The following is a 26320-nucleotide window of genomic DNA, read 5'->3' as shown; positions in this document are numbered from 1 at the left end:
CTTGTCACCATGTTGCGCTGGTTGACCGCCGGAGAGTCCCACGGCCCCGAGCTCGTCGCGATCCTGGAAGGCCTGCCCGCCGGGGTGGAGGTGACCACGGCACAGCTGGACGAGGCGCTGCGCCGCCGCCGCCTCGGCTACGGCCGCGGAGCGCGGATGAAGTTCGAGCAGGACGTCGTGACCATCTCGGGCGGCGTCCGCCACGGCCGGACGCTCGGCAGCCCCGTGGCCATCCGGGTGGGCAACACCGAGTGGCCCAAGTGGGAGACGGTCATGGCCGCCGACCCCGTCGACCCGGCCGTGCTGGAGGGCCAGGCGCGCAACGCGCCGCGCTCGCGCCCCCGCCCCGGCCACGCCGACCTCGCCGGGATGCAGAAGTACGGCTTCGACGACGCCCGCCCGGTGCTCGACCGGGCCAGCGCCCGCGAGACCGCCGCCCGCGTCGCGCTCGGCCAGGTGGCGCGGAGCTTCCTCAAGCAGGCCCTCGGCGTCGACATCGTCAGCCACGTCGTCTCGATCGGCGGGGCCGCCAGCACCCGGGGCGTCGTCCCCGGCCCCGGCGACCTGGAGGCCGTCGACGCCGACCCGGTGCGCTGCGCCGACCCCGAGGGCAGCGCGGCCATGGTCGCCGAGATCGACAAGGCCCACAAGGACGGCGACACCCTGGGCGGCGTCGTCGAGGTGATCGCCTACGGCCTGCCGCCCGGCCTGGGCAGCTACACCCACTGGGACCGCCGCCTCGACGCCCGCCTCGCGGCCGGGCTGATGGGCATCCAGGCGATCAAGGGCGTCGGCGTCGGCGACGGGTTCGAGACGGCCCGCCGCCCCGGTTCCCAGGCCCACGACGAGATCGAGAACACCGCCGACGGCGTACGCCGGATGACCAACCGGGCCGGCGGCGTCGAGGGGGGCATGACCAACGGCGAGCCGCTGCGCGTCAGCGCGGCGATGAAGCCGATCTCCACCGTCCCCCGGGCGCTGGCCACCATCGACGTGCTGACCGGCGAGGCCGCCAAGGCCCACCACGAGCGTTCCGACGTGTGCGCGGTCCCGGCCGCCGCGATCGTCGCCGAGGCGATGGTCGCGCTGATCCTGGCCGACGCGGCGATCGAGAAGTTCGGCGGCGACTCCGTCGAGGAGGTCGCCCGCAACCTGTCCGGCTACCTCTCCTCGTTGGTGATCAAGTGAGCGGGCGTCCGGGCGAGGGCGTTCCCGGTTCCCCGGTGAGCGGGCCGGCGTCGAAGGAGATCGGATGAGTCCCCGAGCAGTGCTGATCGGTCCTCCCGGATCGGGCAAGTCGACCATAGGGCAGCTCCTGGCCGAGCGGCTCGGGGTCGCCTTCCGCGACACCGACGCCGACGTGGAGCGCACGGCGGGCAAGCCGGTGAGCGACGTCTTCATCGAGGACGGCGAGGAGCGCTTCCGCGAGCTGGAGGCCGACGCCGTACGACAGGCGCTGGCCGAGCACGACGGCGTCCTGTCCCTGGGCGGCGGCGCGATCCTCGCCGAGGCCACCCGCGAGCTGCTGGCCGGTCAGCCGGTGGTCTACCTGGAGGTCGGCCTCTCCAACGCCGTCCAGCGCGTGGGCCTCGCCTCGGCGCGGCCCCTGCTGGTGCTGAACCCGCGCAGCCAGCTGAAGAAGCTGATGGACGCCCGCCGCCCCGTCTACGAGGGGCTGGCCACGATCGTCGTGGCGACCGACGACCGCGACCCCGGCCAGATCGTCGACGAGATCGTGGAGGGCCTGAAGCCGTGACGATCTCCAGGATCGAGGTCCCCGGCGAGAGCCCGTACGACGTGGTGATCGGCACCGGGGTGCTCGGCGAGCTGCCCGGCCTGCTCGGCGCGGGGGTGAGCACCGTCGCGGGGGTGAGCACCGTCGCGGTGATCCACCCGGAGAGCCTGCCGGAGATCGCCCGCCCGGTCTGCGGCGCGATCGAGGCCGCCGGGTACGAGGTCGTCGCGCTGCCGGTGCCCGACGCCGAGCGCGCCAAGACGGTCGAGGTGGCCGCGGAGCTGTGGTCCGCCTTCGGCCGCGCGGGCCTCACCCGCTCCGACGCCGTGGTCGGCGTCGGCGGGGGAGCCACCACCGACCTGGCGGGGTTCGCCGCCGCCACCTGGCTGCGCGGGGTCAAGGTCGTGCAGGTGCCGACGACCCTGCTGGGCATGGTCGACGCGGCGGTGGGCGGCAAGACCGGCATCAACACCCCCGAGGGCAAGAACCTGGTCGGCTCCTTCCACCCCCCGGCCGGGGTGCTGTGCGACCTGGCGACGCTGGTCTCGGTGCCCCGCGACGACTACGTGGGCGGCCTCGCGGAGATCATCAAGGGCGGTTTCATCGCCGACCCGCGGATCCTCACGCTCATCGAGGACGACCCGGAGGGCGCCAGGCTCCCCGAGGGGCGGCACACCCGGGAGCTGATCGAGCGGAAGATCCAGATCAAGGCCACCGTCGTCGGCGCCGACCTGCGCGAGGGCGGCCTGCGGGAGATCCTCAACTACGGCCACACGCTCGCGCACGCCATCGAGCGCGTCGAGGAGTACCGCATGCGCCACGGCGAGGCCGTCGCGATCGGCATGGTCTACGCGGCCGAGCTGTCCCGCCTCGACGGCAGGATCGGCGCCGACGTCGTGGAGCGGACCAGGTCCATCCTCACCTCGGTCGGGCTGCCGACCGCCTACCGCCGCGAGGCCTGGCCCGAGCTGCGCGACCACATGCGCCTCGACAAGAAGAGCCGCGGCGCCAAGCTGCGCTTCGTCCTGCTGGACGACCTGGCGAAGGTGTCCCCGCTGGTCGACCCGCCGGAGGAGCTCCTGGAGGCCGCCTACTACGAGGTCGCCCGGTGAGTCTCGCCTCCCCGGGCCCGTACGCCCCGGGAAGTGAGGGCGTGCCCGCGGGCCGGGGTCCGCGAACGGGGCCGGGGCCTCGGCGGGGCACGGCGCGCCGGACGAGTGACGAGTGACGTGGGCCGCGCGGCAGGCGCGCGGTCATCAAGGAGCGGTGAGTGACCCGATGAGACCCGTCTACGTGCTCAACGGCCCCAACCTGGGGCGGCTCGGCACCCGCGAGCCGGACGTCTACGGCGCGGAGACCTTCGCGGACCTGGCCGCGCTCTGCCGGGACACCGGCAGGGAGCTCGGGCTGTCGGTCGACGTCCGGCAGACCGACGACGAGGCCGAGATGCTGGGCTGGCTGCACGAGGCGGCCGACGGCCGGATCCCCGTGGTGCTGAACCCGGCGGCGTTCACCCACTACTCCTACGCGCTGCGCGACGCCATCGCCCAGCGCACCGCGCCCCTGGTCGAGGTGCACATCAGCAACCCGGCCGCCCGCGAGGAGTTCCGGCACACCTCGGTGGTCGCCGCCGTGGCGACCGGCACCATCGCGGGCTTCGGCCTGAGGTCGTACGTGCTGGCCCTGCGGGCCATCGCCGAGACCGCCTCCTGACCCGCGAGGGCCAGGAGGGGGGCGGCCTCGGAAACCCAGGAGGCCGCCGGTCTCAGGAGTCGCTGAGGCGCTTGAGGGCGCTGCGGACCTTCGCCGGGTCGTTGGTGGGCCAGAAAGGCGGCAGGGAGTCGCGCAGGAACCCGGCGTAGCGGGCCGTCGCCAGCCGGGGGTCGAGCACCGCGACCACGCCCTTGTCGTGCTGGCTGCGCAGCAGGCGGCCCGCGCCCTGGGCGAGGAGCAGCGCGGCGTGGGTCGCGGCGACCGACATGAACCCGTTGCCGCCCTTGGCCGCGACGTGGCGCTGCCGGGCGGAGCTGAGCGGGTCGTCGGGGCGCGGGAAGGGGATGCGGTCGATGATGACCAGCCGCAGCGACGGGCCGGGCACGTCGACCCCCTGCCAGAGCGACAGCGTGCCGAACAGGCAGGTCGGCTCGTCCTCGGCGAACTGCTTGACCAGCAGCATCGTGGAGTCGTCGCCCTGGCAGAGCAGCGGCACGCTCAGCCGGTCGCGCAACGCCTCGGTGGCCGCCTTGGCGGCGCGCATCGAGGAGAACAGGCCGAGGGTGCGGCCTCCCGCGGCCTCGATCAGCTCGGTGATCTCCTCCAGGTAGGCCTCGGGCAGGCCGTCGCGGCCCGGCTGGGGCAGGTGCTTGGCGACGTAGAGGATGCCGCTGCGCGGGTGGTCGAAGGGGGAGCCGACGTCGATCCCGGCCCAGCCGGCCCCGGCCTTGCCGCCCTTGCGCCGTTTCTTCCCGTCCTTCTCTTCCTCGCCGCCCTCTCCGCTCTCCTTCTCCCGCGTCTCGTCTCCCGCCGTGTTCTTCCCGTTGCCCAGGCCCCACTGCCGGGCCAGGCCGTCGAAGGCGCCGCCCAGGGCGAGCGTGGCCGAGGTGAGGATGACCGTACGGTCGCCGAAGAGCTTGTCGCGGAGCATGCCCGCCACCGTCAGCGGCGCCACCCGCAGCAGGGGCGGGCGCCGGTCGGTGCCCGCCTCCAGCCAGACCACCTCGGCGCGGTCGACCTCCTCGGCGTGGCCGAAGGCGTCGAGCATGCGCTGCGCGGTGTCGTGGACCTCGTCGAGCGAGGTGAAGGCCGCCCTGCGCAGCCCCGCGCCCTCCGGGTCGTCCTTGTCGCCGTTGCGCGGGCCGAGGGCGGTGACGCACGCCCACGCCGCGTCGCGGACCAGGGCGAGCGTCATCCCGAGCACCTGGGGGAGCTCGTCGAGGCGCCCGGCGGGGGCGGCGGCGAGCAGGGCCTTGAGGTCCTCGCCGCTCTCCATCAGCCGGTCGGCGAGGTGCTGCTCGATGAGCTTGCCGACCCGCCGCGCGGCCACCGTGACCATGGTCTCCGACAGCTCGCCGCTGACCACGGAGGTGACCCGGTCGACCAGCTCGTGGGCCTCGTCGACGACGACCACCTCGTGCTCGGGCAGGAGCGGGAAGTCCTCCATCGCGTCGATCGCGAGCAGCGCGTGGTTGGTCACGACCACGTCGGACTCACCGGCGCGGGCGCGGGCCAGCTCGGCGAAGCACTCCGTGCCGCTCGGGCAGCGCGTGGCGCCCAGGCACTCCCTGGCGCTGACCGAGAACTGCCGCCAGGCCTGCTCGTTGACGCCGGGGACGAGCTCGTCGCGGTCGCCGGTCTCCGTCTCGTTCGCCCACTCCTGGATGCGCTGGACCATCCGGCCCGTCGCGTTGACCTCCCGGGGGTCGAAGAGCTGGTCCTGCTCCTCGTCGGGCCACCCCGCGCTCGCCTTGTAGCGGCACAGGTAGTTGCGGCGGCCCTTGAGGATCGCGAACGCCGGCTCGTGCGGCAGCTGCGGGGCGAGCGCCTTGGCGAGGCGGGGCAGGTCGCGGTCGACGAGCTGGCGCTGGAGCGCGATGGTGGCGGTGGAGACGACCACGGCGCCCTTGGAGGTCATCGCGTGCCTGATCGAGGGGATCAGGTAGGCGAGCGACTTGCCGGTGCCCGTGCCCGCCTGCACGGCGAGGTGGTCGCCCGACTCGATCGCGTGCTGCACCGCCCTCACCATGGTGATCTGGCCGGGGCGCTCGACCCCGCCCACCGCCTCGACGGCGGTGCTCAGCAAATCCTCAACCGGGGGAATATCCACCTTTGAGGAGACGTCTTCGGATGGGGCGATGGAGTCGGTCGGCACGACAGCCAACCGTACCCGTTCGGCCCGACAGTCGCGGCTGCTCCGGCGAGTCGTGGCGTGGACGCATACCCGTATTCCGGAAGCCGGGGTTCACGTCACATGGCAAACTGGCGGGATCACCCGGCTCACCAATCCTCGTAAGGTCAAGGGAAGGGCTACCGCTCTGGTACCGCTGAGGCGGAAGATGGGGACGGAAAGAACTGGTTCGGTAGGGTTTCCCGAGGTCGAGTGGACGAATAAAGGCTGGTTAAAGCAACATGTCTTCCATGTCGGAAGTTGTCCCGTTGCCGTCGTTCGGCGAGGTGTTCTTTGACGAGCGTGGCCAGGAGCGGGTGCTCCGGGTCACCTGGCACGAAGGCACGCTGGTGCTGAGCCTGTGGCGCGGCGAGATGTGCACCGCGAGTTTCCGCATGCCCATGAGCGACGTGGGGCGCCTGGTCGACACCCTTGACGAGGGCTTCGTCGAGGCCGGTGGGCAGTATCCCGACGAGGTGGGCGAGCCCGCGCGCGCCGAGCAGCCACCGCAGGACGAGCCGCAGGCCTACGGCGAGTTCCCGGGCACCGGCCAGTACGCCCGGCCCCGGCCCGAGGACTACGCCCAGGCCCAGCAGTACCCCGACCCGGCGGGCCACGTCCCCTCGCCGCTGGACGAGCCCCGCCAGGTCGCCGCCCTCGGCCCGAACGACGTGCTCGTCGCGCGGGGCGTGGTCCCCCCGCCCATGGACCGCTCCGACCGGCCCCAGGACCGGATGCCCCAGGGGTACGGCTCCTCCGACGCCGTGCCGCGCGAGAACATGATCGTGAACGACTCCCTGCCCTACGGGCAGCCGCAGCCCGTCGAGCCGCTCGGCACCGGTCCCGTCTCCGGCGAGCCCGCCTACCAGCTGCCCGGCGACCGCTACCCGCCCGCGCAGCCCCCGTACGGCACCCAGCAGCCCGACCCGTACGCCGCGCCCGTCCAGCCGGACTCCTACCCGGACTCCTACGCGGCGCCCGTCCAGCAGCCCGACCCCTACGCCGCGCCCGTCCAGCAGGCCGATCCGTACGCCGTCACGCCCGCCCCGCAGCGGCCCGAGCCCTACGCCGGGCCCGCCGACCGGTTCGGCGGCCGGCGGGCCGACCAGTACGGCGTGCCGCCCCAGGCCCAGCCCCAGGTCCAGCCCCAGGTCCAGCCGCAGTCCCGGCCCGTCGACCCGTTCGCGCCCCCGGAGAGCAGGCAGAAGCCGGCAGCCCCGTTCACGCCGCGTCCCGACCAGTTCTTCGGCCAGCTCGCCGAGTCCGCCCCGCCCGCCCCGCGGCCGGAGCCCGACCCCTACGGGCAGGGACAGCAGAACTCGACCGACCCCTTCGGCTTCGCCGCCCAGCAGCAGGCCGCCTACGGCAACGCGCAGGCCGACCAGTACGGCGGCGGCTACCCGCCCCCCGCCCAGCCCGATCCCTACGCGTTCGGCGGCCGGCAGCCCCACCAGGCCGGTCACCCGGCCGACCTGCGCGACCTGTACGGCTCGCCGCCCACCTACCCGCAGCAGGACGTCGACCCGTCCGACCCGCTGGGCCTGCTCGGCCAGGCAGCTCCCGTGGCGCCCGACCAGAGGCTGCCCCGCCCCTACGTCCAGGACCCGCCCCCGCACTCCACCGGCGAGAGGCTCCGCCCCGAGCAGCACTACGACGAGCGGTACGACGACCGCCGCCGCGACGAGCGCCAGTACGACGAGGGGCGTCAGTACGAGGGCGGCCGCCGCGAGGGCCGCCGCCGCGACGACAGGGGCGACCGCGACTGGTGATCCCCCTCCGGGATCCCAGGGGTCTTGAGGGCCTCCGGGATCTCGGGGGTCTCCGGGATCCTCAGGGCCTCCGGGACCGCCGGGACCTCTGAGAACCGGCGCCGCCGTACCCCGGTCGCGAGCTCGGCGCCGGAGGGGATAGCGTGTGGCGTCCGCCGGATATGTGGTCCGGCGCCGTGTGGTGGTCTCGGCCGCCCCGGGCGGTTCGCGAGGCGCGCCGGGGCACGTAGGCTGATCGATCCCTATCGGGCGGGGTGGCGTGGACGAGTCGACGGTGCTGCAGATGCTGGCCGTTTCGGTCGTCGGGATCGCGGTGGCCGCGGTGGCCCGGCGCAGGGGATGGCCGGCGCCGCTGCTGCTGGTGCTCGCCGGGGCGGCGCTGTCGCCGTTCGTTCCCGTGTACGAGCTCGACCCCCAGCTGGTCCTGCTGGTCTTCCTGCCCCCGCTCCTCTACTCGGCGGCGATCGACAGCTCCTACCTGAGGCTCAAGGACTTCCGCAGGCCGGTCGCGCTGCTCTCGGTCGGCCTGGTGCTGTTCACCACGCTGGTCATCGGGTGGGTCACCCACCTGCTCCTGCCCGAGCTGCCGCTCGCCGCCGCGTTCGCGCTGGGCGCGATCGTGGCCCCGCCCGACGCGGTCGCCGCCGTCGCCGTGGCCCGCAGGCTCGGGCTGCCCCGCAAGGTGGTCACCATCCTGGTGGGGGAGAGCCTGTTCAACGACGCCACCGCGCTCACCGCCTACCGGGTGGCCATCGCGGCCGCGGTCGGGCAGGGCATCACCTGGCAGGACGCCACCCTCGACTTCGCCCGCTCCGCGGCGGGCGGCGTGGTGATGGGCCTCGCGCTCGCCTGGGTGCTGGCCTGGGTGCTGGTCCGGCTGCGCGACGCGCTCGTCGAGAACACCGTCATGCTGCTCATCCCGTTCGCCGTCTACCTGGCGGCCGAGAGCGTGCACGTCTCCGGCGTGATCGTCGTGGTGATCGTCGGCCTCTACATCGGCCACCGCATGCCCAGGGCGGGCTTCGGCACCCGGCTGCTGTCCGACGCGGTCTGGAAGGTCCTCGACTTCTTCCTGGAGACGATCGTCTTCGCGCTGATCGGCCTGCAGATGTGGCCGATCATGCGGGGGCTGGAGTGGGGCGACGGGTGGAAGCTCGCCGGGATGGCGCTCGCCGTCTTCGCCGCCGCGGTGGTCGCCAGGGTGGTCTGGGTCGTGCCCAGCATCTATCTCCCCCGGATGCTGTCGAAGAAGATCCGCAGGACCGAGACCCACGCGCCGACCTGGCAGAACGTGACCATCGTGAGCTGGGCGGGCATGCGCGGCGTGGTCTCCCTGGCCGCCGCCTTCGCCATCCCGGAGACCTTCCCCGGCCGCGACCTGCTCCTCTTCCTCACCTTCTCCGTGGTGATCGGCACCCTCCTGGTCCAGGGGCTGACGTTCCCGGCGCTGATCCGCAGGCTGAGGGTCTCCAACACGCAGGAGATCTACACCGACAACCTGGCGGAGGCGGCCGCGCAGCAGGCGGCGGCCTCGGCCTCGCTGGCCCGGCTGGACGAGCTGGTGGCGGAGGGCGTCGACGAGGTCCACCGGGAGGTCGTCGACCAGCTGAGATCCCGCGCCGAGCGCCGTACCCTCACCGCCTGGGAGCGCCTGGGCGGCGGCACGGGGCAGGAGGGGACGGAGACGCCGAGCAACGTCTACCGGCGGCTCCGCCGGGAGATGCTGACGGTGGAGCGCGACGTGTTCGTCCGCCTCCGCGACGAGCGGCGCATCGACGACGAGGTGCTCCGCAGGGTCCTCCACGAGATCGACTTCGAAGAGGCCACCCTGGAGCGCGACTAGCCGATGACGTTGTCCACGTAGCACCAGCGCCAGTCCTCGCCCGGCTCGAACGAGGCGACGACCGGGTCGGAGGTCTGGTGGAAGTGGGCGGTGGCGTGCTTGCCGGGCGACGAGTCGCAGCAGCCGATGTGCCCGCAGGACAGGCACCGGCGCAGGTGGACCCAGCGGCCGCCGTCGGCCAGGCACTCCTCGCACCCCTCGGGCGTGCGCGGCGACGGGTCCTGGGCCTCCAGGATGTGCTCACAGGTCGTCATGTCTCCCCCTCGTGTGACTACAGATGATCGTACGACTACCGGGGTGTGCCGGATCCCGCCGCCTCCCCACGTCCCGGTTCCTGGACCTCCCCGCGCCCTCTCCGTGCCCTTCCGCGCCCCGGTTCCTGGACCTTCCCGTGCTCTCTCCGTGTCCTTCCACGTCCCGGTTCCTGGACCTTCCCGTGCCTTCTCCGTGTCCTTCCACGTCCCGGTTCCTGGACCTTCCCGCGCCTTCTCCGTGTCCTTCCGCGCCCCGGTTCCACGGCCTTCCCGCGTCCCGGTTCGCGTCACCCCGCCGTGCCCCGGTCCCGCTGCCTGGCCGCCTCCCGGTGACGCCATCCCTCCGCGTGCTGATCGAGGCACCCCCTCGCGTCCCGGTTCCCGCACCTCGCCGCGTTCCGGACCGCGATCAAGTCGGTCGGTAACGAGCCGGTACGGCGGCGCCTGCCGTGGCGGCCCGTTGGGTAGGGTCGGGACATGCGACCCCTTCCGCGACGAATCCCCGTCCTCGCCGCCTCTGTGCTGGCCGCCGCCCTCTTCACCACCGGTTGCTCCGAGATCCAGGAGGTGAGCCAGGGCATCGACAAGGCGCAGCAGTGCGTGCAGGCCGCGGGCATCGTCACCGAGACCGCCGCCAAGGTCTCCGGGCTGCTCAACGACCCGGCCGCGATGGAGCAGGCGCTGAACGACGGTGGCGCCAAGCTGGGCGATCTGGCCGACAAGGCCGCCAACACCTCGCTGAAGGAGGCCGCCGAGGGCGTCTCCGGCACCCTGGAGGGCTTCAACGTCACCGACGCCAACAGCGCCGTCGACGCCGCCCAGAAGGTGGCCACCGACTCGGTGCAGTGGGTCCAGCAGCTGACCAACGCCTGCGGCTAGTCCCTGGGGCAGTCCCTGCCGCCTCGGTGCGGGTGCGGTCACCGCGCCGGCCCCGGAGGTGCCTGCGGGCACCTCCGGAAATCCCGGGTTCTCTAGGGGAAAAGTGGTTGAAATACCGTTATTCCTATGAAGACCCAGGACAGTTCATGAGCTCTCCGGACCACGAGCCCGACCCCCGGTTCACCCTCGCCAACGAACGCACGTACCTGACCTGGTTGAGCACGTCGCTCGCGCTGAGCGCGGGCGGCGTGGCCATGGCCGCCGTCTCCGCCGACGTCTTCGTCCCCTGGATGCGCACCGTGCTCGCGGTGGTCCTGGTGTCGCTGTCCGCCTTGGCGGCCGCGATGGCCTATCCCCGCTGGCGCCGCGTCCAGCGCGCCCTGCGCAGCTCCGCCCCCCTCCCGCCCCCCGCCCTCGCGCCCCTGTTCGGGTACGGCGTGGCGGCGGTCGCCGTGCTCGCCCTGATCCTCATCCTGCTGTCCCGGTGAGCTCCCGGTGAACGAGCCGTGGGACGCGGGCCTGCAGAGCGAGCGGACCCGCCTCGCCTGGGTCCGCACCACCGCCGCGCTGGCCGTCACCAGCCTGGCCGGAGCGGGGGTCGCCCTGCGCGCCGGTGCGCCCGCGCCGGCCGTCGTCCCCTTCATCCCGGCCGTGTTCTGCGCCGTCCTGCTGCTCACCCAGACGGGCGTCCGCTACCGGCGCGCCCAGGAGGCCCTGCACGGGAGCCGTCCCCTCGACAACCGGGCCGACGCCCTCATCGCCTGGTTCGGTACGCTCGCCGCCGTGGGCGGAGCCGTCGCCTTCGTTCTGGGACGGTTCGGAGAGTAAGAAAATGCGGCAAGATATCGCAGCATGTCACGCTTCGATGATGTGCCCGGCTACGCGGCGTCGATCGCCCCGCTGATCGACGCGGTCAATCTCGGCGTTCACATCGCGAGCAGGCCCCTCGGCCGGGAGCTCACCGAGCGGTCCGGCCTCCAGACGGACCTGCTGGTCGACCTCCGATTCGTGCTTCCCGCCAGGCCGCTCACCGCCGGAGGACTGGCCGCCCTCTACCGCTACAACCCCTTCGACCGGTCGGAGATCGACGTACAGATCGCCCAGGGCACCCTCGTCGAGGACGGCGGCACGCTGCGCGCCACCGCGACCGCGCTCTCCTTCATCTCCGCCCTGTACGAGGCGCACGCGGCGGTGACCGGCGAGCTGTGGGCCGCCCAGGCCGACCGGCTGCCCGAGCTGGCGGATCTCGCCGGCAGGCTCGTGGAGGCCGGTGCCGCCGCCGGGGGCGGAGCGGCCTTCGCCCAGGCGTCGCCGCCCCACGAGCCTGAGGGGACCCCGCCGGGCGTGCTGCTGTTCAACCGGCTGGCCGTGCTGCGCTACCACCGCGCCGACGCGCACGCCGACGCCTGGGCGCGGGAGGGCCTCACCGCGGCCCAGATCATCGCCCTGCCCCCGGGGCCGGCCCGCGACCGGATCGAGGCGGAGACGAACCGCCGCGCCGCGCGGCCGTACGAGAGCCTGACCACCCGTGACCGGCAGGCCCTCCTGCTGGGCCTGAGCGCCCTCGACCTGCCCTGAGGCCCCGAAGCCCTCTGGAGGCCCTGAGGCCCTGAGGCCTTGAGGTTCTGAAAGCCCCGCCAGAGATGGCCGGACGGCTCCGGGCGTCTGGATGCGGCAGCTCGGCAGGCGGGTGGTGCCCAAGTGTGGCGGCCGGGTGTCCCGGGAGGTGGCGCGGCGGCCGGGCGGGCAGTGCCGGAGTGTGGGGGCCGGGCGGCCCGGGAGGGTGACGCCCGGGGCCCTGGAGCCCCGAGCGTCAGGAGAGTGTTCCCTTCCCCTGGACACTCTCCGTGCGGGTCAGTACCAGTTGCTCGACCGGAAGTGACCCCACGCGCCGCACGGTGACCCGTAACGGCTCTTGATGTAGCTCAGACCCCAGTGGATCTGTGTGATCGGGTTGTAGCGCCAGTCCCGGCCGCTGCCGCCCATCTTCGAGCCGGGCAGCGCCTGCGGGATGCCGTACGCACCCGATGAGCGGTTGTACGCACGGTGGTTCCAGTTGCTCTCCCTGGTCCAGAGACTGTCCAGGCAGCGGAACTGGCTGTGCGGCCACGCTCGGCGGGACACGAGACGATAGGCGATCGTCTTGTTCCTGCCCTTGGCGGTCCTCGCGACCGCTTTCACCCTCGGCTTCACCTGGGTGGCCCAGGTGAGGCGGTACACCGTCCTCGACGACCCTTTCCTGGCCGTCTCGGAGGTGCTTTCAGCCTGTCCCACCGTCGGTGGACCGACCATCGCCGAGGCGGTGAGCACGGTCATGACGGTGTTGCGCAGAACGCGGTAGCTGTTCACATGGATCCTTGTCCTCGGGCCGCGTGCGGAAGGCGCGGGAGGGCACGTGGTGCCCTCCGGCGTCCGACGATCCGGCGTCCGTGGCTCGGACGGGGAACGTCCGCGTGGTCTCTCCGGCCTGTTTCCGGCATGAGACGCCGCGGCGATCTCTCTAGGCGGCTTTCTAGTACGCGAGAGCGCGCCGGACACCGGATGGGACACGCGAAGGAAAGGTGTTTGCCCGATCTTCGGGATCTACGGGTGATTCGGCGAAGGGGCGGTTACGACCGGCGAATCACCCATGCCGGGAGACGGTGTGAAAATCACCCTGCCATGGGGTTTCAGCTCACCGCTCGCTGATCAGTACCAGCCCCGCGCGGTGAAGTGCGTCCACGCCCGGCACGGCGAGCCGTAGCGCTGCTTGATGTAGCCGAGTCCCCACCTGATCTGCGTCCTGGGGTTGGTGCGCCAGTCGCGCCCGGCGCTGGCCATCTTGCCGCCGGGCAGCGCCTGGGGGATGCCGTACGCGCCCGACGAGCGGTTGCGGGCGCGGTGGTTCCAGTTGCTCTCCTTGGTCCAGAGCCTGCTGAGGCAGGTGAACTGGCTCTTGTTCCAGCCGTGCGCGGACACCATGGGCCTGGCTACGGCCTGGTTGCCCGGTCTTGCCGAGGACGCCTGGGCGACCGTGGTGGTGCCGAGGGCGAGCACCGAGGTGATCACCAGCACACCGGTACGGCGGAGCGTCGACATGGGACTCCCTGTGCTTCGGGGACGGGGGACGGCCGACACGATGCCCGGCGATTCGGCGGCGGGCCAGTCGACAGCGCCTGTCAGGAGTCCTGTCAAAGATCGGTAAGGGAATGATCAAAGCATTGGTGAGGCGGGCCCCGTCTCACCTGTGGCGTCAGTCACATTTCACTTTCTGGACGGCATAACTCTCAAATGTGACAACGGGATTAGGCTGCGGCTCATGGGAATCCGTGATATCTCGCTCCTCACCCTTTCCGACGCGCCCACCACCCTGGCCGAGCTCGCCGGGGACAGGGCCGTCCTCGTCGTGAACGTCGCCTCCAAGTGCGGCCTCACCCCCCAGTACGCGGGTCTCGTCGACCTCCAGCGGACCTACGGCGACCGGGGCTTCACCGTCGTCGGCGTGCCGTGCAACCAGTTCTACGGCCAGGAGCCGGGCACCGCCGAGGAGATCCAGGAGTTCTGCTCCACCACCTACGGCGTCGACTTCCCGCTGCTGGCCAAGACCGAGGTCAACGGCGACGGCAGGCACCCCCTCTACGACGCGCTGACCGCCACCCCCGACGCCGAGGGTGAGGCCGGTGACGTGAAGTGGAACTTCGAGAAGTTCCTCGTCTCGCGGGACGGGGAGGTGCTGGGCAGGTTCCGGCCGGCCGTCGAGCCCGGCGACCCCGCCCTCATCGCGGCGATCGAGAAGTCCCTCTAGCCGCGCAGCTGCCCCTGACGATCAGCTCGGTGGGCAGCAGCACGCCCCGAGGCCTCCTGGCGCCGCCGCGCAGCACCAGCTCGGCGGCGCGGTAGCCGATGTCCCTGGCCGGCTGGGCGATCACCGTCAGCGGCGGTGAGCACAGCTCGGCCCAGGGCACGTCGTCGAACATGATCAGGGACAGGTCCCTGGGGATGCGCAGGTCCAGCTCCCGCGCCGCCAGCACCGCCGCCTCGCCCAGCAGGTTGCCCCCGGCCAGCACGGCGGTCAGGTCCGGCCGGTGCTGGAAGAGCCCGGCGGCGGCGGCGTACGCGGAGTCGCGGCTGCCCCGGGCGACGACGATCAGCTCCTCGTCGACGAGGGGGCCCAGCGCCTGCCTGAAGACCGACAGGCGCTGCGCCTGTCCCGGCCCGCCCAGATAGGCGATGCGCCGGTGTCCCAGCCCCGTCAGGTAGTCGACGGCCGTCCCGACCCCCGCGCGGTCGTCGGCCACCACCGCGGGGATGTCGTCGCGCCCGGCCGAGAGCCGGTGCGCGAACACCGTGATCACCCCGGCCCGCAGGGTGGGCGCCCAGCTGTCGCCGTCGCCCGAGGGGATCGCGATCACCCGGTCCACGCCCTGCTCCAGCAGCATGCCGATCAGCTCGGCCTCGCGCTCGGGGTCGTCGCCGGTCGCGCCCACGATCACCGGCTCGCCCGCCGAGCGCGCGCAGGCGAGCACGCCGTCGGCCACCCGGCCGTAGAAGGTGTCGGTGATGTCGGGCAGCAGCAGCCCGATCCCGCCCGAGCGCCGCTGGCGCAGGTTGCGCCCGAGCGCGCTGGGCCGGTAGTCGAGCTGGGCGGCGACGGTCAGCACCCGCTCCCTGGTCTCCGGGCTGGCCGAGCCGCCCGACAGGACCCGGGACACCGTGGCGACCCCCACCCCGGCCGCCCCGGCGACATCCTTGATCGTCGTACGACGCATGTTCATGGAAACGATTCCATCATGATTTCCGGGCCGGATCCAGTGCGAAGCGGTGATAACCGCCCTGCTGACAGGCCAGAACCGGGCAGACTCTTGACACGGATGTCCGTTTCCGATGAGATGCATGAAAACGTATCCAATATCGGGTGAACGCGGGGTTGGCCCGAGGCGACAAGGACTTCCATGGCATCCATTGTTCTCAGCAAAGTCGACAAGATCTACGCGGGCGGCGTCAAAGCCGTGAACGGCCTCGACCTTGAGATCAGGGACGGGGAGTTCATGGTGCTGGTCGGGCCGTCCGGATGTGGCAAGTCCACCGCCCTGCGGATGATCGCCGGGCTTGAGGACATCAGCGGCGGCGAGATCTCCATCGGCGACCGGGTGGTCAACCACCTGCCCCCGAAGGACCGCGACATCGCCATGGTCTTCCAGAACTACGCGCTCTACCCGCACATGACCGTCGAGGAGAACCTCGCCTTCGGTCTGAAGCTCCGCAAGATGCCCAAGGCGGAGATCGCCAAGCGCGTCGGCGAGGCCGCCAAGATGCTCGGCCTGGACCAGTACCTCAAGCGCAAGCCCGCCGCCCTCTCCGGTGGCCAGCGCCAGCGTGTCGCCATGGGCCGCGCGATCGTGCGTGAGCCGCAGGCCTTCCTCATGGACGAGCCGCTGTCCAACCTGGACGCCAAGCTCCGCGTCTCCATGCGCGCCTCCCTCAACACCCTGCACGAGCGCCTGGGCGTGACGACCGTCTACGTCACCCACGACCAGGTCGAGGCCATGACCCTCGGCGACCGCGTCTGCGTGCTGCGCGACGGCCTGCTCCAGCAGGTCGACACCCCGCAGAACCTCTTCGACAAGCCGGTCAACCTGTTCGTCGCGGGCTTCATGGGCTCCCCGTCGATGAACTTCGTCAATGCCGAGCTGGTGCGCGGCGAGGGCGGCGCGGCCGTCGCGTTCGCGGGCTTCAAGCTGCCGGTGCCGGCCGAGACCCTCGCCGAGAAGCGCGGCCTCGACCAGTACTTCGGCAAGAAGATCATCCTGGGCATCCGCCCCTCCGACTTCGACGACTCGATCGCCGCCAACGGCTCCTCCTCCGGCTGGGTCCGCCTGCCGGTCCGCGCCGAGGTCACCGAGGAGCTGGGCTCCGAGATCAACGTGCTGTTCCTGATCGACGCCCCGCCGGTCCAGCACCAGGACACCGTGGCCGCCGCCGCCGACGACGGCGAGGAGGACGCGACGCTGCCGCTGGTGGGCGACAAGTCCCTGTGGACCGCCCGCGTCAACTCCCGCAGCCACGTCCGTCCCGGCCAGAACATCGAGCTGATCGTCGACACCCACAACCTGCACTTCTTCGACCCGGTCTCGGGTCTGGCGATCGGTCACGAGGCCAACGCCCGCGTCTGATCCGCCGCGCCGGTCGGTCGTGAGGCTCGCCCCGACCATCGCCGCAGGCCGAAAGGGCCCGCGAACCACCGCAGGCCGAAAGGGCCCGCGCCACGACCCCCTCCCGTGGCGCGGGCCCTTCCGTCTTCCTTGTCGGCCTTCCTTGTCAGCGGCTTCCCGCCGGTGGTCCTGCGCCGCGGGTCTCTTCCCGGGCGTTCCCCCGGCGGCCTCTCTCCCGTGGCGTCTCTCCCGTGGCCTTTCTCGCGCGGTGTCTCTCGCGTGGCGTCTCTCCGGCGGCGTTTCCTTCAGCGGCGGGCGAGGCGGCGCGAGAACTGGCCGATCAGGCCGAGGGGGAGCAGCCTGCCGACCCTGACGATGACCTTGTAGCGCAGGTCGGGGATGCTCACCCGCACGCCCCGGGCCAGGTCGCGCATCGCCTCGCGGACGACGTTGTCGGCCGACAGCCAGAAGAACTCGGGGATGCCCGACTTGTCCATCGAGGCGCGCTCGTGGAACTCGGTGTGCACGAACCCCGGGCACAGGGCCATGACGCGCACGCGGGTCCCGGCCATCTCGATGGCCGTGGCCTGGCTGAAGCTCACCACCCACGCCTTGGACGCGCTGTAGGAGCCCCGGGTGAAGAACGCCGCCACCGACGCGACATTGATCACCGCGCCCCGGTCGCGGTCCCGCATCCCCGGCAGCGCGGCCAGGGTGAGCCGCAGCACCGCCTCGCAGTGCAGCTTGAGCATCCGCAGCTCCTCCTCCGCGGGCACGTCCAGGAAGTGACCCCGGTGGCCGAAGCCCGCGTTGTTGATCAGCAGGTCGACCCCCTCGCCGAGCCGCCGCTCCACCGCTTCCAGGCCCTCGTCGGTCACCAGGTCGGCGGCGAGCACCTCGCTGCTCACCCCGTACCGCAGGCGCAGCTCCTCGGCGACGGAGACGAGACGCTTCTCGTCGCGGGCGACCAGGACGAGTGAGAATCCGTCGGCGGCGAGGCGGCGGGCGAAGGCGGCACCGATGCCGGCCGTCGCCCCCGTGATCAGTGCGGTTGGCATACCTGCAGTCTAGGGACGACGCGGCCGGGCGGGGGCGGCCGGGGGCGGGCGGGGGCCGGGCCCGCGGCCGGCGACGGACGCTCCGACGACGACGGTGACGCCGTGGCCGGCATCGGTGCCCCCGATCCCGGAGCCGTCGAGCGCGGCACGATTCGCGGCCACGTCTCCGGCCGACTCATACGAACCGCATCCGGGGCACTTCACTGATCGTCGAAAAAGAGCTCTTCGATCCGCTGGTCGAACAGCCTGGCGAGACGGAAGGCGACCGGAAGGCTCGGGTCGAACTTCCCCGTCTCGATCGCGTTGATCGCCTGCCTCGACACGCCGACCCGCTGGGCCAGGTCGGCCTGCGTCCAGGCGCGTTCGGCCCGGAGGTCCTTGACGCGGTTCCTCATCGGTACCTGAGCCTGCCGACGAGGATGGTGATCATGTAGACGACCCCCAGGAGCGCGGGGAAGACCGCGACGTCGACGTCGTAGGCGACGAGGTCGGCCGCGTCCGCGACGACGTAGGCGAATCCGCCGACCCACCCCACTCCGAGGGCGACCGTCAGCGCATCCTGAATGATCTTCCGTTGGAACTCGTCCTGTGCCCGGAGGAAGCGCGCGAAGGCGACGATCCATCCGATGCCGACGGCGAGATTGACGGCGACCGCGACCCAGCTCGCCACCGGTTGCCGCGAATCCCACAGGAGCCCGGGACCGAACTTGGCCAGGGCGAGGGTCGCCGCCCAGGCGAATGTCCAGAGTACGAGCCGGACGGCCGTCTTGATCGAGACCCGATAGGCCCCGGTCTCGTCGCGTGCTTGCACGAGTCACCCTTTCCGTGGCGAGAAGTCAAGTACACCTGACACGGTAGGAGGCGCCCATCGTGGTGTCAAGTACACCTGACACCGACCGGACCGCCCCGGGGTCGGGCGACATGGGACCCCTCTCACCATGCGCGGCTCTCCTGCGGCGCGGGCTGGAGGTCGCTTATCTGGACGATGAGCTGGGTGGCCAGCGCCCGGGGAAGCAGGTGGAACTCGTCCAGACCGATCGCGATCTGATGACGGGTCTCCACCACCCGGCCGCCGTCGTCCTCGCCGTACAGGTTGGCCAGCACCCCGACCGGGAAGTAGTCGCCGACCGTGCAGACGACCGGTGCTTCTCTCCGCAGGTACGGGCAGGCGGTCAGTGCCTCGCCCACGTGCGCCTTGCATGTGGGCGGATGAGCTGTGGGCCAGGACGACCGGAAGTCGTCCGCCAACGCGGAAGGCAAGATCCAGCAGACGCGCCCGGTGTCGGGGTCGGTGGCCGGCTTGCCGCACACCCGGCACAGCCGTTTCAGCATGCACCGCCGTTGCCGCAGCGTATGAACCATGTGCCACAGGATCTTCCCCTCCTGTGCGGTGCCGCAGCGAGCCCACAGCACCCCGAACATCCACTCCTGCGGGAGCGCGTCACGGTAGGTCAGCCGGGGGCCTTCTGCCGCCCACTCGAAGGCCAGTGGCAGATCCAGGCTCTCCTCGGCGTACGGCGTGACGTAGGGCTTCCCGTGAAGAGTGGTCCCTGTCGCCGCGGGGCCGATCACGTCGCCCCCTTCGGCAACATCGCGAGGATCATGTCCACCACCGCGTGAGGCTGATCGGCGTTCACCGGCTGGGCCATCACCCCCACCGAGGGCAGGGAGACCAGATAGCAGCCGGAGCGCGAACCCACGGTCACGTCCGCCACCTTTCCGCCGTCGAGGTTGTGCGCGACCAGGTGGGGGGTGCGACGCGTGCACTGCCCCAGAGCCCACGGCCTGCCGTCCTCGCTCAGTTTCAGGGTGACCGTGTGGACGGCGTAAGAGCGAACCCCCTCCGCTTTCAGTAGTTGCTGCACGACGGCCAACACCCTGTCGTGGTGCTCCGCTGCCGCGTCGGTCATGGGTGCGTCCCGCGCTTCGGTTCCTTCTGCGGCGAATACTGCCTTTTTCTGCCTGGCCGCCATTTGCCCTGCCCTTCCTGGCCTTCATGTTGAGTCGGCGAATCGCGAGTTTGATTGGAAATGCGAAGATCGCCGCGCATGCCGCAATACGCCAGATAAGCGACCTACACGTTCTACGTCAGAACTAGATGTCATGTCGGACGAGACCTTTGGCGCTTACCGGCTTCCTGCTTCCGCTTCATAGATTGCTGTCTGAGATGTATTTTGTGGGCAGCGTTGGAAGGACAATCACCCGGCAAGATGTCGGTTCAGTGTTTGACGGATGCGTGGGATGTTGTCGAATACAACACCGGGAGGTAGTCATGCCTGCGGCACGCGACCTGGACCCAATGGCGGGAAGAAACCAGGCATTCGGCGCTGAAGTACGGCGATTGCGTTTGGAGGCAGTTCTAACCCAAGCGGAGCTGGGTGCCCGAATCGGATACTCGTCGAGCCAGGTGGGTGCGGTCGAAATCGGGAAGCGCCCTCCCACAACGCAGTTCATAACGAGAAGCGAAGAGGTCTTCGGGCCGGGCCTGCGAAAGCTGTGGGCCGAGCTGTCGAGGCACAAGGACATGGCACCCAAGTGGTTCCGGCCCTGGCTGGACGAGGAGGCGGAGGCGGTGTCACTCAAGACGTGGCAGCCACTGGTCGTACCGGGACTGCTCCAGACCGAGGCGTACGCGCGGGTACTTCTGCGGTGTGAACCCGGTTTCGGCCATGAACAGGTCGAAACCCTGGTCGCGGCGCGTCTGGATCGGCAGGAGATTCTCAACCGCACCAGCCCGCCGATGTATCTGGTGATCCTCGACGAAGGTGTGCTCAGCCGCCCCGTCGGTAGTCCGAAAATTATGCGAGAGCAACTGAGTCACCTCGTCAAAGCCGCCGAGGCACCCCACATCACAATTCAGATCACACCGCTTGGCGCCAACCCCGGTCTGAACGGAGCGATTGTCATCGCACAGGCATCCGACAGGCAGCGGCACACGGTCTACCTGGAAACGGTTGGCCAGCCGGTCGTATCAAGCAACCCGGATCTCATCGCTACGGTTACCATGAAGCTGGACGCCCTCAGGGCGGAATCCCTCCCCCGGAGCGCGTCGCTGGAACTCATCCGGAAGATGGTGGAGAAGTGGACCTCACGGCTGAACTGAACACCGCGGCCTGGCGTAAGGCGAGTCGTTCCGGTACGAACGGCGGCGACTGTATCGAGGTGGCTCCGCTCTCCCAGGGTCGTGTGGCCATTCGTGACACCGAAGCTCCTGGCCAGGCCCCCTATGTGGTGCGGGGTGAGGTCTGGGCGGCCTTCGTCGACGGCGCCAAGAAGGGCGAGTTCGACTTCTAACCCTCCTCGGACTGCGATGACCCCCGGCCCCACCGCCGGGGGTCTTCTTGTCGGATCACACAAGGTGTCTGTCGCATGGCGGACACGGCAGACATCCGGCTTGTCCTTCCGCCCACAGCTGACGTCGGTGAGGAGCCGTCTCCCATATCGCCGGCCTGGTGATCTCAGCGTCGAACAAGCACCGGGTGCATGTCGTTCGCGTCGACCCCGCCGATATCGGCATCGGAAGGATGGTGGCCATGAGTGACGCGGCCGCGAAGCTTCGCCTCGCCATGGCGGGCCAGATAGGTTCCCATGGCTGGCGCCGGGCGCTGGAAACCGTACCGCGCGAGCTGTTTCTGGGCGATGCCGTTTACCTCGCCGAAGAGGGCCGTGCCGATCGGTGGAATCCCCTGCGCCGCGCCGACATGGAGGAAGACGACTGGCTCGCCCTGGCCTACACCGACGCGACGTGGGTCACCCAGGTCGATGGGGTTCTCGCCGAGGACGCGACCGGCGTCATCGTCGGGCAGCCGAGCTCGTCCTCCACGTTCCCGAGCCTGGTCGTGCGGATGTTGGAGGCCGCCCAGATCGGCGAGGGTGACACGGTGCTGGAAATCGGCACGGGCACCGGTTACTCCACATCGCTGATGTGCGAGCGGCTCGGCCAGGGGGCCGTCACCTCGATCGAGTACGACCCGGAGGTCGCCGCTCGGGCCAGGAAGGCGATCACCGAAGCCGGGTACGCGCCCACCCTCGCAGTGCAAGATGGACTGTTCGGGTACGGCTCGGACGACGAATACGACCGGCTGATCGCCACCTGCTCGGTGCGTACCATCCCGGCGGCCTGGACGCGGCAGGTCCGCGGCGGAGGGACCATCACCGCTCCCATGTGGGGCTGGATGGGGGGAGTCGCCTTCGCTCACCTGGCCCTGGCCGATGACGGCAGTGCCAGCGGTCGTTTCCTCAAGGACGATCTGTACTTCATGACCGCCCGCTCCCACCTGCCGCCACCACGGCCCCCGGTGACGACCGGCCTTGGAGAGGCCCGCAGGAGCAGAATCGACCCCTCGATTCTCAGAAGTGACGATACGGCCGTGTGGATCGCCCAGCTCGCCGCCCCACAGGCCCAGCTCTCCTGGAGCGAGGACTCGATACTCCTGCTGGATGTCGGTACCGGCTCACGGGCCGACACCGCGCCGGATCCCGCGGGCGGATGGACGGTGCACCAGCACGGGCCGGTCAAGTTGTGGGACGAGGTCGAGGAGGCGGTCCTGACCTGGCAGGGGGCTGGATCTCCACATCAGTCCGGGTTCGGGCTCACCGTCACGAGGGAGCGTCAGCACGTCTGGCTCGGTGACCCCGCCGGGCCGAGCTGGGACCTCCCGGCGTAAACGGCCGTGCGACGTGAAAGCCTCCGGCTCCGACCGGGGGCTTTCGCCGTCTTGAGGGGGTGGCCTCGAAGCCGCTCCGTCAGGTCAGGCCGGTGCCGTTGGGGACACCGGGACCGGCCGCTCGACTTCCTGGACGGCGACATCGGTGACTTCGGCGACGTCGGTGACTTCGGACGGCGGAACCCGCGCGGTGTCCCGGCCGGAGCCGGAGATCGCTCGGCTCGGTGAGTCAGCCGGTCGCGCGGCTCGCGCGGTGCCGGCGGACCGCGTCGCGGTTGGCGCATCGCTGGGAGCAGTAGCGCTGCCGCCCGGTGCGGGAGGTGTCGGCGAAGATCGTGACGCATTCGGTCACGGCACAGCGCCGGAGCCGGTGCATGCCTCGTCCCGCCAGGTGCAGCGCGGTGCCCACGGAGAAAAGCGCGAACAGCACGGAGCCGAGCGGCTGCCGGTCGTCGCGGTAGTGCAGGTGCCAGCCGCCGCCCGTGTGGTCGGTCAGCCGCGGGTAGGCGGCGGACTCCGCCAGCATGCGGTTGACCAGCTCGGCGCGCTCGCGCTCGTCGGCGGCGTCGACGACCTTCTCCCACGCCTCCAGTACGGCGTGGACACGGTCCAGGTCCCGCGGCGTGACCGGGTGCTCCAGCACGAGCCCGGCGGCGCGGCAGCGGTCCGCGAGCTTCCCGGCGGTCGCCGGGCGCCGGTTGGCCAGGTCCGCGGCCAGGTTCACCGCGTCCTCACCGTAAGGGTTGAGGTGCATAAGACCATTACATCAGCCTTGTCCGTATGACACACCACACCGATGTACGGCAGGCGTCTGAGGACGACGTCGCGGAACTCGTACGCCTGCGGGCGTTGCTGTTCGAGGACCTCGGCGGCGACTTCTTCAACCCCTCGTCGGCGGGCGACGGCTGGCGGGAGGCCCTCGCCGCGGTCCTGAAGGCGAAACTGGCGGAGAAGGACGCGCGGATCCTGGTCGTGGACGGCGACGACGGCCTCGCCGCCTGCGGCATCGGCACCGTCGAGCAGTGGTTCCCCGGCCCGCACTCACCGAACGGCCGCATCGGGCACGTGATCGGCGTGGTCACCGATCCCGCGTACCGGCGGCGTGGCCACAGCCGCGCGATCATGCGGGGCCTGCTCGGCTGGTTCCGGGAACGTGAGGCCGTCCGGGTGGACCTGTACGCCTCCCGCGAGGGCGAGCCGCTCTACCGGGAGCTCGGCTTCTTCGACCACCCCGACCCCGCGCTGTGCTGGCGCCCGTGACGAGTGCCCGGCCGTACCGAGTGAACCGAGTAGTCGGCCGTGCGTTCGTGACCGGCCCGGTGGTGCGTCGTACCGGCTGTGCGATCGCGACGTGTCACCCGGAGCGGGGAGGCGGATGAGCGGTGGCGAGCCTGTGCGCAGCACGGGGCGGTACCGGTGGGTCGTCCTCGGTGTCGCCACCTTCACCCAGGCCGCCTCCGGATTCTTCGTGCAGGGCATCGGGGCAATGGGCGTCCACCTGCAACGTGATCTGAGCCTGAGCACGGCTCAGCTGGGGCTGTTGCTCTCGGCGGCCTACGTGGTCCCCCTGGCCGGGTTGCTGGTGGCGGGGGAGCTGCTGGACCGCTACGACGAGCGCTGGGTCGTCGGGATAGGCGCCTGTGTCGTCGCCGTGAGCCTGGGTGCGGGGAGCCTGGCTCCGGGATACGTGTCCCTGCTCCTTGTCCTGCTGGTCGTGGGCGCGGGATACAGCACCGTCCAGCCCGGTGGCAGCAAGTCGGTGGCGTCGTGGTTCGACGCGTCCCAGCGGGGGTTGGCGATGGGAATCCGCCAGGCAGGCCTGCCGCTGGGCGGCGTACTCGCCGCGGCCGTGCTTCCCGTCCTCGCCGCCGCTCTCGGCTGGCGGGTGACGCTCCTGGCCGGTGCGCTCGTCGCGCTGCTGGGGGCCGTCGCCTTCATGTGCCTCTACCGTCGCCCGCCCGCTCAAAGCCCTCCTCGTGACAGTCCTTCTCGGGACGGCACCCCTCGTGACAGTCCTTCTCGGGACGGCGCGCCTCGGGACCCGGAGCCGCGCGTCTCGCTCGCGTCGTGGTTCGGTGTCCGGCTGCGGATGCTCCGTGAACCGGCCATGGTGAAGATCATCTGGTCCGGGATGTGCCTGGTCTCGGTACACAGCGGCGTGGGCGTGCTGACCGTGCTGTATCTCCACGAGGTGACGGCCGTCGAGGCGGGTTCGGCGGCCCTCGTCCTGGTGGCCACCCAGGGGGCGGGGGCTGCCGGCCGCGTCTGCCTGGCGGCCTGGAGCGACCGCAGCGGGGCTGGGCGCTATGTATGTGTCCTGACCTGCATGGTCGCCGTGACGGCGGGGATGTCGGCGCTGATCACCCCGATAGGGCGTTCGCCCGTGGCGGCCTGCCTGTTGTTCGTCTGGCTCGGGTTCTTCGGGATCGGCTGGTACGGCCCGTGGGTCGCCTACCTGGCCGAGTCGGCACCGCCGGACCGGACGGGATTCGCCCTCGGCCTGGCCATGGCCGTCAACCAGGTCGCCGTCGTCCTGGCGCCGCCCGTTCTCGGCCTGCTCAGGGATCTGACCGGCAGCTTCGTACCGGCCTGGGGCCTGCTCTCCGTGATGACCGCCGTCGTCCTGACGGTCACGGCTCGCGGAGGCGGGGAGAATGGGCGTACGCGACAGGGGGAGGGCAGGGCGTGAAGGAATCGCCCGGTGTGGCCGGAACCTTCGGGGTGCCCGGGGCGTACAGGTGATCATCTGATGCAGGCGACGAACAACAGGAGGCTGAGAACCGTGCCGATCTCCCGCCGGACAGGACGCCGGACAGGATGGGGCCTGGCCCTGCTGAGCGCGGCGCTGGTCGCCTGCTCCTCCACGGGGACCACAGAGACCGCCGGGTCCGCCGACTCCGGATCCGCCCCTCCCGCCGCCTCACCCGCTGCCACGGCCTCGCCGGGGGAGGCGGGGACGGAGGCCGCCCCGAAGGTCCGCTTCACCGAGTTCGCCCGGCTCGACATGCCGGTGGCGATGGCCGTGCGCAAGGACGACCGGACGCTCTACATCGCCGAGCAGACGGGACGGCTGCGCGCCGTGGCGGACGGGAAGGTCGCCGAGGCGCCCGTCGTCGACCTCTCCGAGGAGATCAGCACGGGCAACGAGCAGGGACTGCTCGGGGTGGCCTTCCACCCGGACGGGAACTTCCTCTATCTCAACTGGACCGACCGCGAGGGGCACACCCACCTCACCGAATGGGCCTTCTCCGGCGGGAAGGCGACCGGCCGCAGGGACGTGCTCACCCAGCGGCAGCCGTACGCCAACCACAACGGCGGGCAGCTCGCCTTCGGGCCCGACGGGCACCTCTACATCGCCCTCGGCGACGGCGGCAGCGGGGGAGACCCGGAGGGCAACGGCCAGAAGCTGGACACCTGGCTCGGCAAGATCCTCAGGATCGACCCGCGCGGCACCCCGTACGAGGTCCCCCGCGACAACCCGTTCGTCGGCAGGCAGGGCGCCAAGCCGGAGATCTGGTCGTACGGCCTGCGCAACCCCTGGCGGTTCACCTTCGACGCGAAGACCGGCGACATGTGGATCGGCGACGTCGGCCAGAACGCCTGGGAGGAGGTCGACTTCGAGCCGAAGGGCGAGGGCGGCCGCAACTACGGCTGGAACCTGAAGGAGGGCACCCACCCCTTCGAGGGCGGCGGCGACGGGGACGGCGGCGGTGACCTGGTCGATCCGGTCATCGAGTATCCGCTGGGCGAGGGCGGCAACTGCTCGGTCATCGCCGGATACGTCTACCGGGGCGAGAAGATCCCCGGCCTGGAGGGACGGTTCGTCTACGGCGACTTCTGCGCGGGCTGGGTGAAGGCCGCGCCCCCAGGAGGGAAGGGGCAGGGTGACGACCTCGGCACGGTGGAGCAACTGTCGTCCTTCGGCCAGGACCACGACGGCGAGCTGTACGCGCTCAGCCTGTCGGGTCCCGTTTACCGGGTCGAGGCGGCCCCGTGACCACGTCCGTCTCCGGCCGGGGCAGATCCTCCCGGCACCATAAATGATCGGAAACAGCGGGTGATCCTTCGGTAAGGGCGGTGCGCCGGTCGGGCGATCTTTTC

At 71.0% G+C, this 26320-nt stretch carries 29 protein-coding genes; 18 read left to right on the top strand and 11 right to left on the bottom strand.

Translation table 11 applies throughout. The features are described 5' to 3' along the window. Nucleotides 1–9: 9 nt before the first annotated feature. From aroC to aroQ, 4 genes are all read left to right on the top strand, one after another. Nucleotides 10–1188, top strand: a complete 1179-nt coding sequence (aroC, locus tag ABT053_RS19040; RefSeq protein ID WP_350970404.1) for a chorismate synthase — start codon at nt 10–12, stop codon at nt 1186–1188. A 64-nt stretch (nt 1189–1252) separates the two neighbouring features. Then, nucleotides 1253–1756, top strand: coding sequence for a shikimate kinase (locus ABT053_RS19035; protein ID WP_350970403.1), 504 nt, complete (start codon nt 1253–1255; stop codon nt 1754–1756). Further along, nucleotides 1753–2847, top strand: coding sequence for a 3-dehydroquinate synthase (gene aroB / locus ABT053_RS19030; protein WP_350970402.1), 1095 nt, complete (start codon nt 1753–1755; stop codon nt 2845–2847). Before ABT053_RS19035 ends, aroB begins: the two co-directional genes overlap by 4 nt. Before the next feature lie 166 nt (nt 2848–3013). Further along, complete coding sequence (gene aroQ / locus ABT053_RS19025) at nt 3014–3448, top strand: type II 3-dehydroquinate dehydratase (protein WP_350970576.1); 435 nt, start codon at nt 3014–3016, stop codon at nt 3446–3448. 52 nt (nt 3449–3500) lie between these two features. On the opposite strand, the gene ABT053_RS19020 is transcribed toward aroQ, so the two are convergent. Next, entirely contained in the window at nt 3501–5603 is a 2103-nt protein-coding gene (locus tag ABT053_RS19020; protein ID WP_350970401.1) for an ATP-dependent DNA helicase, read from the bottom strand. Nucleotides 5604–5869: 266 nt separating this feature from the next. Between ABT053_RS19020 and ABT053_RS19015 the strand changes: the two genes are divergently transcribed. Further along, a complete protein-coding gene (locus ABT053_RS19015) occupies nt 5870–7387 on the top strand; it encodes a hypothetical protein (RefSeq protein ID WP_350970400.1) in 1518 nt (505 codons plus the stop codon). Nucleotides 7388–7646: 259 nt separating this feature from the next. After that, nucleotides 7647–9230: a Na+/H+ antiporter gene (locus tag ABT053_RS19010; RefSeq protein ID WP_350970399.1), complete on the top strand. Its 1584-nt coding sequence runs from the start codon at nt 7647–7649 to the stop codon at nt 9228–9230. On the opposite strand, the gene ABT053_RS19005 is transcribed toward ABT053_RS19010, so the two are convergent. Further along, nucleotides 9227–9484: a ubiquitin carboxyl-terminal hydrolase 14 gene (locus ABT053_RS19005; RefSeq protein WP_350970398.1), complete on the bottom strand. Its 258-nt coding sequence runs from the start codon at nt 9482–9484 to the stop codon at nt 9227–9229. The genes ABT053_RS19010 and ABT053_RS19005 overlap by 4 nt on opposite strands. A 477-nt stretch (nt 9485–9961) precedes the next feature. Between ABT053_RS19005 and ABT053_RS19000 the strand changes: the two genes are divergently transcribed. From ABT053_RS19000 to ABT053_RS18985, 4 genes are all read left to right on the top strand, one after another. Then, complete coding sequence (locus ABT053_RS19000) at nt 9962–10363, top strand: DUF8711 family protein (RefSeq protein ID WP_350970397.1); 402 nt, start codon at nt 9962–9964, stop codon at nt 10361–10363. A gap of 146 nt (nt 10364–10509) precedes the next feature. After that, on the top strand, nt 10510–10851 hold the full coding sequence (locus ABT053_RS18995) for a YidH family protein (RefSeq protein ID WP_350970396.1): 342 nt from the start codon (nt 10510–10512) through the stop codon (nt 10849–10851). Nucleotides 10852–10858: 7 nt separating this feature from the next. Beyond that, a complete protein-coding gene (locus tag ABT053_RS18990; protein WP_350970395.1) occupies nt 10859–11191 on the top strand; it encodes a DUF202 domain-containing protein in 333 nt (110 codons plus the stop codon). A gap of 24 nt (nt 11192–11215) precedes the next feature. Then, complete coding sequence (locus ABT053_RS18985; protein ID WP_350970394.1) at nt 11216–11941, top strand: hypothetical protein; 726 nt, start codon at nt 11216–11218, stop codon at nt 11939–11941. A 276-nt stretch (nt 11942–12217) separates the two neighbouring features. On the opposite strand, the gene ABT053_RS18980 is transcribed toward ABT053_RS18985, so the two are convergent. Together ABT053_RS18980 and ABT053_RS18975 are read right to left on the bottom strand one after the other, a co-directional pair. Then, nucleotides 12218–12712 (bottom strand): aggregation-promoting factor C-terminal-like domain-containing protein, encoded by a 495-nt coding sequence (locus ABT053_RS18980; protein WP_350970393.1) that lies wholly within the window; start codon nt 12710–12712, stop codon nt 12218–12220. Nucleotides 12713–13051: 339 nt separating this feature from the next. After that, entirely contained in the window at nt 13052–13441 is a 390-nt protein-coding gene (locus ABT053_RS18975) for an aggregation-promoting factor C-terminal-like domain-containing protein (protein WP_350970392.1), read from the bottom strand. A 220-nt stretch (nt 13442–13661) separates the two neighbouring features. Between ABT053_RS18975 and ABT053_RS18970 the strand changes: the two genes are divergently transcribed. Then, nucleotides 13662–14147: a glutathione peroxidase gene (locus tag ABT053_RS18970; RefSeq protein ID WP_350970391.1), complete on the top strand. Its 486-nt coding sequence runs from the start codon at nt 13662–13664 to the stop codon at nt 14145–14147. On the opposite strand, the gene ABT053_RS18965 is transcribed toward ABT053_RS18970, so the two are convergent. Then, complete coding sequence (locus ABT053_RS18965; protein ID WP_350970390.1) at nt 14119–15117, bottom strand: LacI family DNA-binding transcriptional regulator; 999 nt, start codon at nt 15115–15117, stop codon at nt 14119–14121. The two genes, ABT053_RS18970 and ABT053_RS18965, sit on opposite strands and share 29 nt — an antisense overlap. Nucleotides 15118–15294: 177 nt before the next feature. On the opposite strand from ABT053_RS18965, the gene ABT053_RS18960 reads away from it, so the two are divergent. Next, entirely contained in the window at nt 15295–16515 is a 1221-nt protein-coding gene (locus tag ABT053_RS18960) for an ABC transporter ATP-binding protein (RefSeq protein ID WP_350970389.1), read from the top strand. Nucleotides 16516–16799: 284 nt separating this feature from the next. Here the strand turns inward: ABT053_RS18960 and ABT053_RS18955 are convergent, their stop codons facing one another. From ABT053_RS18955 to ABT053_RS18935, 5 genes are all read right to left on the bottom strand, one after another. Further along, nucleotides 16800–17552 carry an SDR family NAD(P)-dependent oxidoreductase gene (locus ABT053_RS18955; RefSeq protein ID WP_350970388.1) on the bottom strand — a complete coding sequence of 251 codons (753 nt, stop codon included), beginning with the start codon at nt 17550–17552 and terminating at the stop codon, nt 16800–16802. A 200-nt stretch (nt 17553–17752) separates the two neighbouring features. Then, complete coding sequence (locus tag ABT053_RS18950) at nt 17753–17947, bottom strand: helix-turn-helix transcriptional regulator (RefSeq protein ID WP_350970387.1); 195 nt, start codon at nt 17945–17947, stop codon at nt 17753–17755. After that, nucleotides 17944–18363: a hypothetical protein gene (locus ABT053_RS18945; protein ID WP_350970386.1), complete on the bottom strand. Its 420-nt coding sequence runs from the start codon at nt 18361–18363 to the stop codon at nt 17944–17946. Before ABT053_RS18945 ends, ABT053_RS18950 begins: the two co-directional genes overlap by 4 nt. Before the next feature lie 122 nt (nt 18364–18485). Further along, the gene (locus tag ABT053_RS18940; protein WP_350970385.1) at nt 18486–19124 is read right to left on the bottom strand and encodes a hypothetical protein; all 639 of its coding nucleotides are present in this window, start codon (nt 19122–19124) and stop codon (nt 18486–18488) included. After that, nucleotides 19121–19462 (bottom strand): hypothetical protein, encoded by a 342-nt coding sequence (locus ABT053_RS18935; protein WP_350970384.1) that lies wholly within the window; start codon nt 19460–19462, stop codon nt 19121–19123. The genes ABT053_RS18940 and ABT053_RS18935 overlap by 4 nt, the downstream gene beginning before the upstream one ends. 362 nt (nt 19463–19824) lie before the next feature. Here ABT053_RS18935 and ABT053_RS18930 point away from each other — a divergent pair, with 362 nt between their 5' ends. The 3 genes from ABT053_RS18930 to tgmC all read left to right on the top strand — a co-directional run bounded on the left by ABT053_RS18930 (nt 19825) and on the right by tgmC (nt 22219). Further along, entirely contained in the window at nt 19825–20655 is an 831-nt protein-coding gene (locus ABT053_RS18930) for a helix-turn-helix domain-containing protein (RefSeq protein ID WP_350970383.1), read from the top strand. Beyond that, a complete protein-coding gene (locus ABT053_RS18925) occupies nt 20634–20846 on the top strand; it encodes a DUF397 domain-containing protein (RefSeq protein WP_350970382.1) in 213 nt (70 codons plus the stop codon). Before ABT053_RS18930 ends, ABT053_RS18925 begins: the two co-directional genes overlap by 22 nt. A gap of 239 nt (nt 20847–21085) precedes the next feature. Continuing rightward, complete coding sequence (gene tgmC, locus ABT053_RS18920; RefSeq protein WP_350970381.1) at nt 21086–22219, top strand: ATP-grasp peptide maturase system methyltransferase; 1134 nt, start codon at nt 21086–21088, stop codon at nt 22217–22219. A gap of 229 nt (nt 22220–22448) precedes the next feature. Here tgmC and ABT053_RS18915 read toward each other — a convergent pair whose 3' ends face one another. After that, on the bottom strand, nt 22449–22973 hold the full coding sequence (locus ABT053_RS18915; RefSeq protein WP_350970380.1) for a CGNR zinc finger domain-containing protein: 525 nt from the start codon (nt 22971–22973) through the stop codon (nt 22449–22451). Between the two features lie 26 nt (nt 22974–22999). On the opposite strand from ABT053_RS18915, the gene ABT053_RS18910 reads away from it, so the two are divergent. The 3 genes from ABT053_RS18910 to ABT053_RS18900 all read left to right on the top strand — a co-directional run bounded on the left by ABT053_RS18910 (nt 23000) and on the right by ABT053_RS18900 (nt 26216). Then, nucleotides 23000–23479, top strand: a complete 480-nt coding sequence (locus ABT053_RS18910; protein WP_350970379.1) for a GNAT family N-acetyltransferase — start codon at nt 23000–23002, stop codon at nt 23477–23479. 115 nt (nt 23480–23594) lie between these two features. Further along, the gene (locus ABT053_RS18905; RefSeq protein WP_350970378.1) at nt 23595–24908 is read left to right on the top strand and encodes an MFS transporter; all 1314 of its coding nucleotides are present in this window, start codon (nt 23595–23597) and stop codon (nt 24906–24908) included. A 60-nt stretch (nt 24909–24968) separates the two neighbouring features. After that, nucleotides 24969–26216: a PQQ-dependent sugar dehydrogenase gene (locus ABT053_RS18900; protein ID WP_350970377.1), complete on the top strand. Its 1248-nt coding sequence runs from the start codon at nt 24969–24971 to the stop codon at nt 26214–26216. The last annotated feature ends 104 nt before the right edge of the window (nt 26217–26320 follow it).

The sequence above is a fragment of the Streptosporangium sp. NPDC002524 genome (assembly GCF_040295985.1).
In the GTDB taxonomy this organism is placed as follows: domain Bacteria; phylum Actinomycetota; class Actinomycetes; order Streptosporangiales; family Streptosporangiaceae; genus Streptosporangium.
The sequence above is the reverse complement of the archived record's forward strand: the minus strand, read 5'-3'. Positions and strand labels throughout refer to the sequence as shown.

Coding starts and splice junctions, on each gene's coding strand:
- aroC (WP_350970404.1), top strand. CDS start 10: ATGTTGCGCTGGTTGACCGCCGGAGAGTCCCACGGCCCCGAGCTCGTC.
- ABT053_RS19035 (WP_350970403.1), top strand. CDS start 1,253: ATGAGTCCCCGAGCAGTGCTGATCGGTCCTCCCGGATCGGGCAAGTCG.
- aroQ (WP_350970576.1), top strand. CDS start 3,014: ATGAGACCCGTCTACGTGCTCAACGGCCCCAACCTGGGGCGGCTCGGC.
- ABT053_RS19015 (WP_350970400.1), top strand. CDS start 5,870: ATGTCGGAAGTTGTCCCGTTGCCGTCGTTCGGCGAGGTGTTCTTTGAC.
- ABT053_RS19005 (WP_350970398.1), bottom strand. CDS start 9,484: ATGACGACCTGTGAGCACATCCTGGAGGCCCAGGACCCGTCGCCGCGC.
- ABT053_RS19000 (WP_350970397.1), top strand. CDS start 9,962: ATGCGACCCCTTCCGCGACGAATCCCCGTCCTCGCCGCCTCTGTGCTG.
- ABT053_RS18995 (WP_350970396.1), top strand. CDS start 10,510: ATGAGCTCTCCGGACCACGAGCCCGACCCCCGGTTCACCCTCGCCAAC.
- ABT053_RS18985 (WP_350970394.1), top strand. CDS start 11,216: ATGTCACGCTTCGATGATGTGCCCGGCTACGCGGCGTCGATCGCCCCG.
- ABT053_RS18975 (WP_350970392.1), bottom strand. CDS start 13,441: ATGTCGACGCTCCGCCGTACCGGTGTGCTGGTGATCACCTCGGTGCTC.
- ABT053_RS18970 (WP_350970391.1), top strand. CDS start 13,662: ATGGGAATCCGTGATATCTCGCTCCTCACCCTTTCCGACGCGCCCACC.
- ABT053_RS18965 (WP_350970390.1), bottom strand. CDS start 15,117: ATGAACATGCGTCGTACGACGATCAAGGATGTCGCCGGGGCGGCCGGG.
- ABT053_RS18960 (WP_350970389.1), top strand. CDS start 15,295: ATGGCATCCATTGTTCTCAGCAAAGTCGACAAGATCTACGCGGGCGGC.
- ABT053_RS18955 (WP_350970388.1), bottom strand. CDS start 17,552: ATGCCAACCGCACTGATCACGGGGGCGACGGCCGGCATCGGTGCCGCC.
- ABT053_RS18950 (WP_350970387.1), bottom strand. CDS start 17,947: ATGAGGAACCGCGTCAAGGACCTCCGGGCCGAACGCGCCTGGACGCAG.
- ABT053_RS18935 (WP_350970384.1), bottom strand. CDS start 19,462: ATGACCGACGCGGCAGCGGAGCACCACGACAGGGTGTTGGCCGTCGTG.
- ABT053_RS18930 (WP_350970383.1), top strand. CDS start 19,825: ATGCCTGCGGCACGCGACCTGGACCCAATGGCGGGAAGAAACCAGGCA.
- tgmC (WP_350970381.1), top strand. CDS start 21,086: ATGAGTGACGCGGCCGCGAAGCTTCGCCTCGCCATGGCGGGCCAGATA.
- ABT053_RS18915 (WP_350970380.1), bottom strand. CDS start 22,973: ATGCACCTCAACCCTTACGGTGAGGACGCGGTGAACCTGGCCGCGGAC.
- ABT053_RS18910 (WP_350970379.1), top strand. CDS start 23,000: ATGACACACCACACCGATGTACGGCAGGCGTCTGAGGACGACGTCGCG.
- ABT053_RS18905 (WP_350970378.1), top strand. CDS start 23,595: ATGAGCGGTGGCGAGCCTGTGCGCAGCACGGGGCGGTACCGGTGGGTC.
- ABT053_RS18900 (WP_350970377.1), top strand. CDS start 24,969: ATGCAGGCGACGAACAACAGGAGGCTGAGAACCGTGCCGATCTCCCGC.